13 protein-coding genes and 1 tRNA gene are annotated in these 12,443 nt (G+C 52.8%); 7 read left to right on the top strand and 7 right to left on the bottom strand.

The genetic code is table 11. The annotated features are described in order from the left end of the window. Nucleotides 1-21 precede the first annotated feature (21 nt). The 5 genes from FPK30_RS01285 to FPK30_RS01265 all read right to left on the bottom strand — a co-directional run bounded on the left by FPK30_RS01285 (nt 22) and on the right by FPK30_RS01265 (nt 3,905). The gene (locus tag FPK30_RS01285) at nt 22-849 is read right to left on the bottom strand and encodes a F0F1 ATP synthase subunit delta (protein WP_144084974.1); all 828 of its coding nucleotides are present in this window, start codon (nt 847-849) and stop codon (nt 22-24) included. Nucleotides 850-900: 51 nt separating this feature from the next. Then, nucleotides 901-1,443, bottom strand: a complete 543-nt coding sequence (locus tag FPK30_RS01280) for a F0F1 ATP synthase subunit B (RefSeq protein ID WP_024626881.1) — start codon at nt 1,441-1,443, stop codon at nt 901-903. Between the two features lie 50 nt (nt 1,444-1,493). Beyond that, nucleotides 1,494-1,721 (bottom strand): ATP synthase F0 subunit C, encoded by a 228-nt coding sequence (atpE, locus tag FPK30_RS01275; protein WP_015022486.1) that lies wholly within the window; start codon nt 1,719-1,721, stop codon nt 1,494-1,496. A 130-nt stretch (nt 1,722-1,851) separates the two neighbouring features. After that, a complete protein-coding gene (atpB, locus tag FPK30_RS01270; protein WP_101432903.1) occupies nt 1,852-2,667 on the bottom strand; it encodes a F0F1 ATP synthase subunit A in 816 nt (271 codons plus the stop codon). Nucleotides 2,668-2,858: 191 nt separating this feature from the next. Further along, entirely contained in the window at nt 2,859-3,905 is a 1,047-nt protein-coding gene (locus tag FPK30_RS01265) for a homoserine O-succinyltransferase (RefSeq protein ID WP_144084973.1), read from the bottom strand. Nucleotides 3,906-4,000: 95 nt separating this feature from the next. On the opposite strand from FPK30_RS01265, the gene FPK30_RS01260 reads away from it, so the two are divergent. After that, nucleotides 4,001-4,077 (top strand) — tRNA-Met (locus FPK30_RS01260). 188 nt (nt 4,078-4,265) lie between these two features. Here the strand turns inward: FPK30_RS01260 and FPK30_RS01255 are convergent. Then, nucleotides 4,266-5,792, bottom strand: a complete 1,527-nt coding sequence (locus FPK30_RS01255) for a DUF2130 domain-containing protein (protein ID WP_144084972.1) — start codon at nt 5,790-5,792, stop codon at nt 4,266-4,268. 957 nt (nt 5,793-6,749) lie between these two features. Here FPK30_RS01255 and FPK30_RS08250 point away from each other — a divergent pair. Then, a complete protein-coding gene (locus FPK30_RS08250) occupies nt 6,750-7,130 on the top strand; it encodes an aldo/keto reductase (protein WP_260804152.1) in 381 nt (126 codons plus the stop codon). Continuing rightward, nucleotides 7,075-7,758 (top strand): aldo/keto reductase, encoded by a 684-nt coding sequence (locus FPK30_RS01250; protein ID WP_260804144.1) that lies wholly within the window; start codon nt 7,075-7,077, stop codon nt 7,756-7,758. Before FPK30_RS08250 ends, FPK30_RS01250 begins: the two co-directional genes overlap by 56 nt. 49 nt (nt 7,759-7,807) lie before the next feature. Here the strand turns inward: FPK30_RS01250 and FPK30_RS01245 are convergent, their stop codons facing one another. Next, on the bottom strand, nt 7,808-8,689 hold the full coding sequence (locus FPK30_RS01245; RefSeq protein ID WP_144084971.1) for an AraC family transcriptional regulator: 882 nt from the start codon (nt 8,687-8,689) through the stop codon (nt 7,808-7,810). Nucleotides 8,690-8,845: 156 nt separating this feature from the next. Between FPK30_RS01245 and FPK30_RS01240 the strand changes: the two genes are divergently transcribed. From FPK30_RS01240 to FPK30_RS01225, 4 genes are read left to right on the top strand one after another with little or no spacing between them, the layout of a single operon-like run. Beyond that, nucleotides 8,846-10,135, top strand: coding sequence for an MFS transporter (locus FPK30_RS01240; RefSeq protein WP_144084970.1), 1,290 nt, complete (start codon nt 8,846-8,848; stop codon nt 10,133-10,135). Nucleotides 10,136-10,164: 29 nt separating this feature from the next. Then, nucleotides 10,165-11,220 carry a zinc-dependent alcohol dehydrogenase gene (locus FPK30_RS01235; protein WP_045924891.1) on the top strand — a complete coding sequence of 352 codons (1,056 nt, stop codon included), beginning with the start codon at nt 10,165-10,167 and terminating at the stop codon, nt 11,218-11,220. Continuing rightward, nucleotides 11,201-11,689, top strand: a complete 489-nt coding sequence (locus tag FPK30_RS01230) for an HIT family protein (protein ID WP_222102853.1) — start codon at nt 11,201-11,203, stop codon at nt 11,687-11,689. Before FPK30_RS01235 ends, FPK30_RS01230 begins: the two co-directional genes overlap by 20 nt. Further along, nucleotides 11,676-12,371, top strand: coding sequence for a D-lyxose/D-mannose family sugar isomerase (locus FPK30_RS01225; protein WP_144084969.1), 696 nt, complete (start codon nt 11,676-11,678; stop codon nt 12,369-12,371). Before FPK30_RS01230 ends, FPK30_RS01225 begins: the two co-directional genes overlap by 14 nt. Nucleotides 12,372-12,443: the final 72 nt, after the last annotated feature.

The raw sequence follows: 12,443 nt of genomic DNA, 5'->3' as shown, positions 1-12,443 counted from the left end.
TCAAGTCTGTCGGTTCTCCGCTCATCCTGCCACGGCCATCCGCCGCTTCAGATGCTTCAGTTGCGTAGCCACCGTGCCGTCTGTGGAGACCGAGCCGTACTGGACTTTCATGCCGCCCAGAACCGAGGGATCGACCACCGAGTTGATGTGGACCGGCTTGCCCAGCTTGCGCCCGTAGACCTCCTGCAGGCGGCTGACCTGCTGGTCATTCATGGATACCGCCGTGGTGACGGTGACCATGACCTGGTCCATATGCTCAGAGAAGCGGTTCACCAACCAAATGATGGTGTCAGGGAAGCGACGTCCACGCAGATCGATGGTGGCGTTCAGGGCCATCTGCTCGGTGACCGGATGCATGTGCTGCCCAACCAGGAGCGCCCTGAGCAGGTCGGCCCGCGCTGTGGAATCACTGTACTCGTCCGAGAGCCTGAAGAGCACCAGCGGCATGCCCAGCAGGGCCGAATGGATCTCAGCCAGCTCGCCTGCCACCTGGTTGGTGATGCCCAGAGCATCGGCGTAATAAGCGATGGCATCCACCGACATGTCCTCGGCCGCGTTGGCAATGTGCACCACACGGCTCCACTGATGATCAGTCAAATCATGAAGGATGTCCACGGTCAGCGGATCGGCCTTGTCAGCCAGGATGGTGTCGATCACCTGCCACTTGTCCTCAGCCGGACGGGAGGGGTCGGTCAGCGCACGCTCCAGGGGCCTGTTGGCATCGAGCAGGGTCACGAAGGTATAGAGCTCCATGGCCACGCGGAGGGCATCATTCCCCTTGCTCTTCAGCAAGGGGGCATACTTGGCCCTGGTCTCCTTGTCGGAGCTCAGCGAAGTCTCTCCTCGCATGTCACCTCCCCTTTCGCGGAATCAACGTTCCCGTCATCCGCCAATCGGTCATTATGCCTGCCGCTTGTCCGAGGACTGCCCGCCTTGGTCCGCGATGATCGAGTCGATCATGGAGGACTGTACGGCATCATCCTGAAGCTGCGAGCCCAGGATTTTGCCGGCAAGAGCCGTAGCCAGCGTGCCCACCTCGCCCTTGAGCGAGACCAGCGCCTGCTGCTGCTGGGACTTGAGGGATCGCTGGGCGTTCTCGGTGATCTGGTTGGCCTCGGTCTCGGCCCGGGTCCTGGCATCCGCCACGATCCTGGAGGCCTCAGCGCGGGCGTCATCCCGGATCTGGGAAGCCTCAACACGAGCCTTGCCCAGCTGATCCTGATACTGCTTGCGGGCCTGATCCGCCTCTTCACGAGCCTTGGCGGCCTTCTGAATATTGCCCTCGATCTTGGCCGAGCGCTCATCGAAGATGGCCTGGAACTTGGGCATGAAGAACTTGTAGAAGAAGACGGCCAGGATGACCAGGATGACCAGCGACCACACAATGTCATAGAGCTGGGGGATAAATAGCTGGATCCCCTTGCCTGCCGCTAGAGCGTACATTGGCTCCTCCTTTCCCTTATCGAAGCCGGATCATGCAGGAATCGCACGGCTCAGGCGATGAAGAGCGCCACGAAGCCCAGCAGTGCCAGCACCTCGATCAGAGCCAGACCGATGAACATGGTGGTCCGCAGCTGTCCGCTGATCTCAGGCTGGCGAGCCATGCTCTCGACGGTCTTGCCGACGGCGATGCCCAGACCCAGTGCGGGGCCGAGAGCTGCGATGCCGTATCCCAGGATGCTCAGATTGCCGGAGACCTCAGCAAGTGTGATAATGTCCATTTATTTTCCTTTCCTCCACCGTTGCCGGTTCTTGGATTGTGGTTCGGCCCCGACCCCCGTCTACCGGCCGGAACCGACGAATATGTGGGCTGCGACCGCCTGAAGCGTCGACCGCGGCTGTTCTTTTCGCTCAACCTTCTTCAGGGTAACTCATGGAGATGTAGACCGTGGTCAGGATGGCGAAGATGTAGGCCTGGAGGGCCGCCACGAAGATTTCAAAGGCCGTCAGGGCGAAGCCAAGAACGAACCAGCCTACACCAGCCAAGGCCAGGAGCTTGTTGCTGGCCTCGATGATGTAGAACTGGGTGAAGGCCAGGCTGACCGCCACCAGCAGATGGCCTGCGATCATGTTGGCAAAGAGTCGAATGGTCAGGGAGGCCGGCTTGACGATGACCATCTCCAGCAGCTGGATGGGCGTCAGAATGATATAGAGAGGCCAAGGCACTCCAGCCGGGAAGAGCTCAGACTTGAAATAGCCCCAGACGCCCTGCTCACGGAATCCCGTGACCATATATTGGCAGAAAGTCCAGATGGCAAAAACCAAGGGCATGGTGATGGTGGCCGTGGCCGCGATGTTCATGCCTGGTATGATGCCGCAGAGGTTGAAGACCAGGATGGTCAGGAAGATGGTCGTGATCATGGGCACGTAGCGCTTGCCCCGAATCTCGCCCAGGGTGTCATAGACGACCGAGTCGCGGATGAACTCGATGACCCACTCAATGGCCCCCTGCCAACGGGAGGGGATCAGCTTGGCCCTTGCAGCAGTGATTCCCAGCACCAGAAGGATGATGACCATGGCTACGAACCTGATCAGGATGATCCGGTTCATGGCGAAGGGCGTTCCCTGGAAAAGAATCTCAGGAGGCAGGAAATCTTCGATGGTGGGTAGCTCGCTTGGCTTGGCCATGGCCAGACTGAAAGCTTCACTTCCCATTGCCTCTAGCATCTATCGCCTCCTGAACGACACAGTGAACACTATAGCGCGCACGCGACTCATGGCTGCACCGTATGGGTAGTGTAGCCCACACCAACAGCCACGGTAACCATAGATTCCTCTAGTGTGTCACAGATAGTGGCCGCAGGTCGAATCCGAACCGCGGCGTGGACAGGTTGTTGACGAAGGTAATGCAATCGTCATCAACTCTTAACAGCGCCCGGAATGAGCCCATACCCGTCACCCGCCAAAGGCTGATATCCGTCAGCGCGCGGGCCTCCGGGAGCGTGTCTGATGGATCGGTCGGTACCCAGTCGGCCCGTTGCCCGCAGAGTCGGCACCTGGCTCAGGTCGTAGGGAGTGGTCTCATAAACCCAGTTCAGCCAGTTGCGCCAGAGCAGGTTGGCATGGGCACGCCAGGAGAAGACCGGCTCCAATGCCGGATCGTCATGAGGATAGTAGTTGACCGGGAAAGGCACCTGGTCCAGGCCCTTGGCCATGTCGCGCTGGTACTCGTGGGACAGGGTGTCACGGTCGTACTCCCAGTGGCCCAGCACGAAGATCTCTGAGAAATCCTGGGTGCTGATAAGCCCGGGACCGGACTGTGGACCCCAGGTCAGCACCTGCAGATCAGGACAGGCCCGCACCTGGTCCTCATCCACCCCGGCCCAGCGGGAGTGTGGCTGCAGGGCAATCTCGTCGAAGCCGTTGGTGATGAAGCAGTACTCGTCCTGCAGATACTGGGGAAAGACCCCGAAGACCTTGCGATCCAGGTTGCGCTTGGCGATGCCGTGGCGGTAATAGAGCCCAGCCATGGCCCCCCAGCACAGATACATAGTAGAGAAGACGTGGGTAGACGCCCAGTCCAGAATGCGGGTCAGTTCCTGCCAGTAATCGACCTGCTCGAAGTCCATCTGCTCTACCGGGGCGCCAGTCACGACCAGACCGTCATAACAGTTGTCCTCGAAGGAATCCAGATTCTCGTAGAACTTGACCAGATGATCCATACTGGTGTGCACGGCCTGATGGGTGGAAGTCTTCATGAAGTCGATCTCCACCTGGAGCGGCGACTTGGAGATCAGCCGCAGCAGCTGGGTCTCGGTCTCCACCTTGGTGGGCATCAGGTTGAGGATGACCAGCTTGAGCGGACGCATCTCCTGGCGCTCCGCCTCGTGGCTTTCCAGGGCGAAGATGCGCTCCGAATCCAGGATGGATCTGGCCGGCAATCCGGTGGGGATGGTGATAGGCATGGCTCCATTATCTCCCAAGTAAAGCCTGCCCACACACGGACTTGACAACTGTGATGGAATCCGTAGTATAGATAACTGCTGTGTTGAACAGCCGACGCGGGGTGGAGCAGTTCGGTAGCTCGCTGGGCTCATAACCCAGAGGTCTCAGGTTCAAATCCTGACCCCGCTACCAGTAAGGCTCGGAATCGTTTGGATTCCGAGCCTTTGTTTTTTCTATCTTGTTGTTCTGTCTCAGCGTACTTGGGGCAGACCGGAACACTGGCCAGTATGGTGCAGTCAGATACGGGTGGACGGCCCAATCGCAAAATCAGAGAAAGCCGTCTACATCCATCCCTTCACATGACTGCACCGTTCAGATTCTCAGTCTCCTATGGCTTTGGACTTCTTTACTTCGTCGAACTTGGCCTTCATGGTCTCGTTGTTTCTGGTCAGTCTTCGTATAGTCACGTCCTGCGCCTTGTTGTTGGCCAGGCGAAGCTGGTTCTCGGAACCCAGCAAGGCGTCCTTGATCTTGTTCAGGTGGCTGATGGATTTGTCGATCTCCTCTACCGCACTCTTGAACTTTTTCGAGGCGATTTCGTAATTGCGACCAAAAGCACTCTTGAAGGAGTCCAGCTCTTCCTCAAAATGCGTTATATCGATATTCTGCGCCCTCTCCTCTTCAAGTTCATTCTTGTATTGCAGAGAGTTCTTGGCAGCGTCCCGGAGCAGGGTGATTATCGGAATGAAAAACTGCGGACGGACGACATACATTTTCGGGTAGCGATAGGAGACGTCCACGATACCCGTGTTGTACAAGTCGCTGTCAGGCTCCAGCAGGGAGACCATGATGGCGTATTCGCAGTCCTTTTCCCGCCTGTCCTTGTCGAGCTCTTTGAAAAAGTCCTCGTTCTTGTGCTTGGTGGAGGTGGTGTCCATCTCGTTCTTCATCTCGAACATGATGGACACGATCTCCGTGCCTGAATCGTCCTTGTCACGGAAGATGAAGTCACCCTTGCTGCCCGTCCTGGCGTCGTTGTCCTTCTCGAAGTAGGCATTGGGGAAGGCCGTGGACCGCAGCTTGTTGAACTCGATCTGGCAATGCTGTTCAAGCGTCTCCCCCACCATCTTGGTGGACAGCTTCGCCTTCAGATCACGCAGCCGCTCAATCTGCTCGTCACGATCCTGGATCTGAACCTCATAGCGCTCCTTGAGCGACTTGGCCTCGACCTTGCTCTGCAGCTCGGCCTTGTCAAGGCTGCTCTTCAGCTTGGCTATCTCGGAATCCTTGTCCGCAACAACCGCCTGCAGCTGCGACTTCAGCTGCTCCTTGGAGAGCTTCTCCTCCGACTCCTTCTCAAGCTGCAGCCTCTCAAGCCTGCCCTTGAAATCATCACGCTCCTTCTCCACCGGGCCCAAAGCCTGGGCAAGCTCCTGCTTCTTCTGCAACTCAAAAGCATCCAACTGATTCTGCAATTTGACGATCTCGGCCTCTTTGTCCGCAGCCGCCTTCTGCAGCTCGCTCTTTGAATTGGCCTCTGCCAGATCGAGCGCCTGCTGCTTCTCCGACTCAGCCTTGTCCAGCTTGGCGCTGAGATCGTCTTTCTCCTTTTCGACCTTCCTCAAGGCTTCCGAAACGGCCAGCTCCTTGGCAGCCTGCTCGGATTCCAGCTTTGCCTGCAGCTCCTGTATCTGGGCATCCTTTGCGCTTTTGGTCTTCTGTAGCGTCTGCTCGGCCTGAGCCTGGTCCAGTTCACGGATCTTGCTATTCTCGCGTTCAGCCTGCTCAAGCCGTTCCTGAAGCTGCCTGTCAAAATCCTTGTCACGAACCTGCTTCAGGATATCGGCATATCCAGCCTCGTCAATGGTGAATGCTGTTCCGCATTTGGGGCAAATAATCTCGGGCATATGCAAACCCTTTCTATACGAACCTGTGTTTAAAACTACCTTTGCTCAAAGCAGTCTGCGCTGAAAACTGAGTATCTGCGATACGTAATGAAAACTATATTTGATCTACGCCTACGCCGTCATAATGATTCAATAATCATGGGCCAGGTGATAATCTTGCGGATCGCACCACAGGCCCGGCGATAGTCTCCCGCTTGCCTTGCAGCCTCGAAAGCTGCTGCTACGATCGCCTCTTCAACGCCAACCGCCTCAGCAATCCACAACAGCGACGCAGCGTTCTCCAATTTGTTATAACAATTTTTGCACTCTGATTCGGCTTCTGCCCGGAGTAGGCGCCCGATCCATGGGTCGCATTGTCTGCAAACCACTGCACCATATGCTGTTTTTCTGTTCTTGCATGCGTATCCGGCGAATTGTTTCCCTCACTAAGGTACCTATCGGAATACGGATAATGCGAGCGCTTGAAACGCAACAAATGCGAAAAAGCAACGCAGCTCGTATCATTTCCACTTGCCACGTGAGCCTTCTTCATTAAAGGTTAACTTCAACTTTTACGTTGATTGTATCAGCGGAAAATAAGGCGTGCCCAGTTGGCAACCAGCTTGGCTACATTGTTCGGCTCGCATCCACTCCAAAGAACAAAGTACGTATATGACACATGTATATCAATGAACATCAGGCATACCCTGTCTGGCTGTTATATCAGGTATTCAATTTCACCATTGACAAGACCCAGGGCTTCTAGGTTAAGAACTGACTGACTCCAAATCACTCTCGGGAAATAGCGCCACCGTGCATGCCATAAAAGCCTTATGTCTTCGGCAAAGAACAATAAGAAGACAATGCCCCCCCCTACAAATATTGTTGTTCGCTCCATAAGCCAAAAAAGTAGACTTCCACCAACTTGAACTTGCTAGCATAATCGCATATGCGCCGAGGAAGGCCAAGGGGGCTTAAATGCAATACACACAACTGGGCGAAACGGGCATCAACATATCGAAGATCTGCGTGGGATGCATGAGCTTCGGCAAACCAGGCACCATGCACGACTGGACACTGGATGAGGAAGGGACCGACGCGGTCGTTGCGCACGCACTGGATCTGGGCATCACCTTCTTCGATACAGCGAACGGCTACTCGGACGGAACCAGCGAAGAGTACCTGGGAAAGGCGCTTAGCAAGCATACAAGCCGCGAGCGGGTGGTCATCGCCTCCAAGGTCTACTTCAATGAGGGGCGACTTTCATCCAAGGCCATCCATCGGGAGATCGAAGGGGACGCTCATGCGGCTGGACACGGAATATCTGGACCTCTACATCATCCACAGATTCGACTATGAAACGCCCATCGAGGAGACCATGGAAGCGCTGAACGATCTGGTCCAGTCTGGCAAGGTGCGAGCACTGGGCGCCTCGGCCATGTACACCCGCCAGTTTCAGGACATGCAGAAAGTCGCCCAAGACAACGGTTGGGCCCCTTTCAGTGCCATGGAAAACCATTACAACCTGCTCTACCGGGAGGACGAGAAAGACCTGATCCCCTTCTGCAAAAAGACGGACGTCTCGCTCATGCCCTACAGCCCTCTGGCCGCTGGCCATCTGACACGGCCCACTTGGACCGCCGACACCCTGCGTAGCGCCACCGATAAGGTCTCGCGCGGCAAGTGCGACCGGGCCGAAGACAACGACTTGGCCATCATTGACCGCGTACAGAAAGTGGCAGAGCGGCACAACGTACCTATGGCCCGGATAGCCATTGCCTGGCAGTGGGCCAAAGGCGTCGCCTCACCGATCATCGGCGCTACAAAGGCCCGGCACCTTGACGATGCCGCAGCTGCGCTGGATTTGGAACTCACACCTGAGGAGATCTCCTCCATGGAGGAGCCCTATCTGCCACATGAGACCGTGGGAGCCATTGACAGCAATCCGCCCCAGGGCGTGGTGCTGCTGGACACGGAGGAGAATTAACTCGGCTGACACCCATAACTAGCTCGGTCCAGCTTATATGAAATAGAGTTCACGATAGCTTCTCTGTTGTGGGTTCTAATGAAAGATCAAAATCTTTGGATAATATCAATCCATCCACAATAGTCTGCTTCATATTTCTATAGTCTGTAGGTGTCACCCCTTTTTGCCGCTTAAATACGCGCGAAAAATAATTGAATGACCATCCTACTGATTGCGCTATTCGTTCCACCGGGTAATTAGTGGATCTCAACAAGCTCATTGCTCGATTCAAGCGGATTTCCTGAAGGACCTGGTTGGGAGTCAGCTGAATGGCATCTCGGAAGATTCTTGTTATATAACTTTCGCTAAAATGAAAGTGCTTTGAAAGATCCTCGAGTTTAATCTCTTCAGGGTAATGATTAGTCAAATAATCAATCATAGATTTAATCTTTGAATTATCCTGTGTCTTAGCAAATAGAGGCTCTACATAAGAAAAGGGCTGACGTTCGATCCGCTCCTGGTACAAGCCCAAAAGCAGGAGCTTGAGTAACGAGTCCATAAGCAACGGACGAACCTCCCCCAGTTCACGCCCGCCGACCGTTGCAGCAGTATGCAGCTGCTGAATAATCATCAGCAGCATAGGGGCATCAATATAAAAATCTCTGCACTCAAGAACTGGACGGATAATTTCATAGAGCCCAGATTCGACCACAAATTTAATATCCAATACTGTCGAACCCTGCAAAAACACATAACCATGAGAAGTACCCTCAAATACAATGAACAAATGATTCTTCTTTAAATCAATGATTTGTCCATCATATGTCAACTGTTCAGAGCCGGACATGAAGAATTGCAGTTGACAGAACTTATGCTTGTGTTTAGCAATCTCATCACCCAGCTGATAGGACTTTCCACTGATCCAGAGAATCCGGACGTCCTTGTCTCGCATACCTTCTCCTCACTGTTCTAGATACGGCGATTGGGATAATCATAATCGGCGAATCATGTCTGAATTTGAGCCATAGCATGATTTCCAGAACAGCTGCTGTTCAACCAATCACACGTTATCACGTAAACATTGCAGTTTGCTTGGAGGAATGGTTTCATGAACACGAACACAATAGCCGCAACGGCGCAGAAAAAAGTTCGATGGCATATTCTACCCTATTTGTTCATCATTTATTTTGTGGCATTTCTTGATCGTTCCAGCATAACTTACGCCTCCATTGGCGGCATGGATGCAGATCTAGGGTTAACTGCAACCACATATGGCTTTATCGCGGGCATATTCTTCATTGGGTATTTCTTGTTTGGCATCCCGGGAAATATGATCCTCGAAAAGGTCGGTGCAAAGCGATGGATCGCCCTCATTCTCATACTATGGGGGCTAGTAACCCTGCTGACCGGGTTTGTGCAATCAGCAGTCGAACTTACAATATTGCGCTTCTTGCTTGGCGTATTCGAAGCTGCGCTTTTCCCCGGTATGACTCTGATCGTTACCTACTGGTTTGTCAGCAAAACCAGAGCTGCAGCCATCGCCCTTTTCATGATTGCGCCTCCTCTGGCGAATTCATTCGGGGCACCTGTAGCGACTGCCATAATCAGCAACATCCACCAATTCTTAAATCTATCCGGTTGGCGTTGGCTTTTTCTGATAGTCGGATTGCCGGCTGTGCTCTTGGGAATATTCACATACTGGTATCTGAATGACAAGCCACAGGATGCCAAGTGGCTGACATCTGAAGAACGCCGATGGTTAATCGACGCGTTGGACAAAGACAACCAGGAAAATTCCAAAGAGGGCGAAATCGCCGCACCATTTAAAGAGGCATTCCTAGATAGGAAGATCTGGATCGTAACCCTTATGAACTTCTTCTATGTCATGGGGTTATATGGCATCACATTCTGGCTTCCGCAGATGATCAAGTCAATTTCCTCCAGCAGCTCCACCATGACTGTGGGCTGGTTAACGGCCATACCGTATCTTCTGGGAGCAGTGGCTTTGGTCGTAAATGCCCGGTCATCAGACCGGACAGGAGAGCGCTATTACCACACCGCTTTGGGTGCAATCGTCGGGGGATTGAGCCTGCTCGCATCTGCCCTAATACCTAATCCATACTTGGCTATGGTTTTCATCTGCCTTGCTGCAATAGGTCTTTACGCTTGGTCTGGACCCTATTGGGCAATCACCACGGCCATCGATCCCCGTATCGCAGCAGTCGGTTTGGGCATTGTCAATGCTATTGGCAACTTGGGAGGATTCGTCAGCCCTTATGTAGTCGGATGGCTGAAAGATTTGACAAACTCCACAGTAAGCGGGATGTACTTCCTAGCTGCATCGCTGATCCTGGCCGGATGTCTGGTCATGCTTTTGAAACGGACCAACGCACGTTAAATAACAACCAATAAGAAAGAGGCAATATCATGGTAAGAAAAATGATTGTTCCAGAGATGGAATGGACCGACCACCACAGCGAAGGCACTCAACAAGTTGCTGTCATGGAAAAAGTAGGAGATATTGACATCAAATATGCCAAAATCCCCCATGCGAAGGATAATGAAATTCGCGTAGATGTCAAATGGGTGGGCATATGCGGCTCGGATTTGGAGGTATATAGAGGAGCTAGAACACCTGAATTTCTCTCCTACCCTATGAGGTTGGGTCATGAAGTTGCAGGGATTGTCGATGAAGTGGGCTCACATGTGGTTGGTCTTAAGGTTGGCGATCATGTTGCACTGCGGTACGTGTGGGGAGCTTTTGCCGAGTACATTACTTGTGATCCATTCTCAGCGGTGCTGCTGCCCAAAGATTTTCCTCTCATGCATGGTTCTCTGATCGAAATCACGCCGACCATACTCAACGGCATGGAACGCGCAGAAATCAGCCAAGCCAAGAACGTGTTGATTATGGGTCAAGGCGTAAGTGGATTGCAACTGACACAGGTCGCACATTTATACAGCCCAAGGAACCTTGTAGTAACCGACCTATTCGATGAAAAGCTGGCGCTTTCCAGAGAATTCGGAGCTACTCGAACGTACCGAATCCCTTCACAGGACACGCCAACCATGGACATCGTAGGCAAAGACTTCCCAGATGGCTTTGATGTCGTGATCCCAGCACTGCTGGAAGGCGACGCCATAATCGATGCCTTGGATTGCTGCGCGCAGAATGCCAAATTGATCATGTACGGAGGCATCGGGAAAACCTCGAAGACCATCGATTTCTTCAAAATGCACCGTCGCCGCGTCGACATACTGACCACAGAACCCAAACGCGACATCGACAACCATCGACTGCTACGAGAGGGAAGAGACATGGTGCTCAATGGACTAATCAACACCGAGCGAACCGTTACCAACATCTTCCCGCTTTCTCAAATTGCCCGGGCCTTCAAATTGCGGAACCATACGCAAGCTGACGTCATCCATGTCATGATTGACTGTGATGCCACTCACGACGATGGTCGATACGATGAGTAAATCAGAAGTTGCCATGCACCAGCAGGGTGTTCGTCCAGGCTGCTTTTACTGCGAACATAGTGAAATACAACGGGCTAGGATGATTTTCATTACAAAATTATCAACATCCACCGTGTTCCTCAACAGGGATCAAACTCATCCGGGACGCTGCATCGTCGCATTGAACTGGCATGTTGACGAACTGTTTGAATTGAGAGGGAAAGAACTTACTCAATATATCCAAGAAGTCGCAGATGTCGCACGAGTTCTTAAATCCATTACCGGATGCAAAAAGATCAACTATGGCATATACGGTGATACCGTTTCCCATTTGCACTTCCATCTGGTCCCTAAGAAACCTGAAGACGACGATTGGGATGATGCTTTCATTAACAACCCACAAAACCCAATAACGGGCAAAGATGACGTTAATAACCGACTCATCAGCCAAATCCGACAGGAATTGGAGGATAGACATGAAACGCTCTGAGATTGACCACATTATCGATCGAGCTCTAGAGTTCAGCACCAATCGGGGTTTCGTTTTCCCGCGCTTTGCCTATTACACGGCAGAGGATTGGCAAAAGCTGAATAAGAATTCCCAAGAAATCATCGACAACATGCTGGGCTGGGATGTTACTGATTTCGGCGAAGGAAACTTTAGTAGACGTGGATTGGTAAGTTTCACTTTCCGCAATGGCAACTATGAGCACCCCGACCTATATCCCAAGCCTTATTGTGAGAAACTCTTCGTAATAGAAGATGGACAAGAGTTGCCCTATCACTTCCATCGAAAGAAAATGGAGGACATCATCAATAGAGGTGGAGGAACATTGGAAATCACCGTCTATAAAGCTGATGCCGACGAAAAGCTAGACAAACAGAAGTCAGTAACTTATGTCTCCGACGGAGAGCGATTCACTGTCCCCGCAGGCTCAGTAATTCAACTGCCACCCGGGCGGAGTGCCACCATGACGCAAGGAACATACCATCAATGGAAAGGAGTGCCTGGGACCGGCAGAATCCTCTTGTTCGAAGTATCATCCACCAACAACGACAAAACAGACAATCGTTTTCTGGAAGACATACCTCGACTGATTTCCGTCGAAGAAGATACACCAAGACAACATCTTCTTTTCAATGATTATGGTGAAATCAAGCTGAAAGGCTGACCGACGAATCATCGGTAAGACGGTGAAGGTGCCAGACCCTTTGAAGATCTGCCACCTTCACCGGTATGAAAC

This window comes from Bifidobacterium apousia, from assembly GCF_007559275.1.
Taxonomy (GTDB): domain Bacteria; phylum Actinomycetota; class Actinomycetes; order Actinomycetales; family Bifidobacteriaceae; genus Bombiscardovia; species Bombiscardovia apousia.
This window is presented reverse-complemented; position numbering and strand designations above follow the sequence as displayed.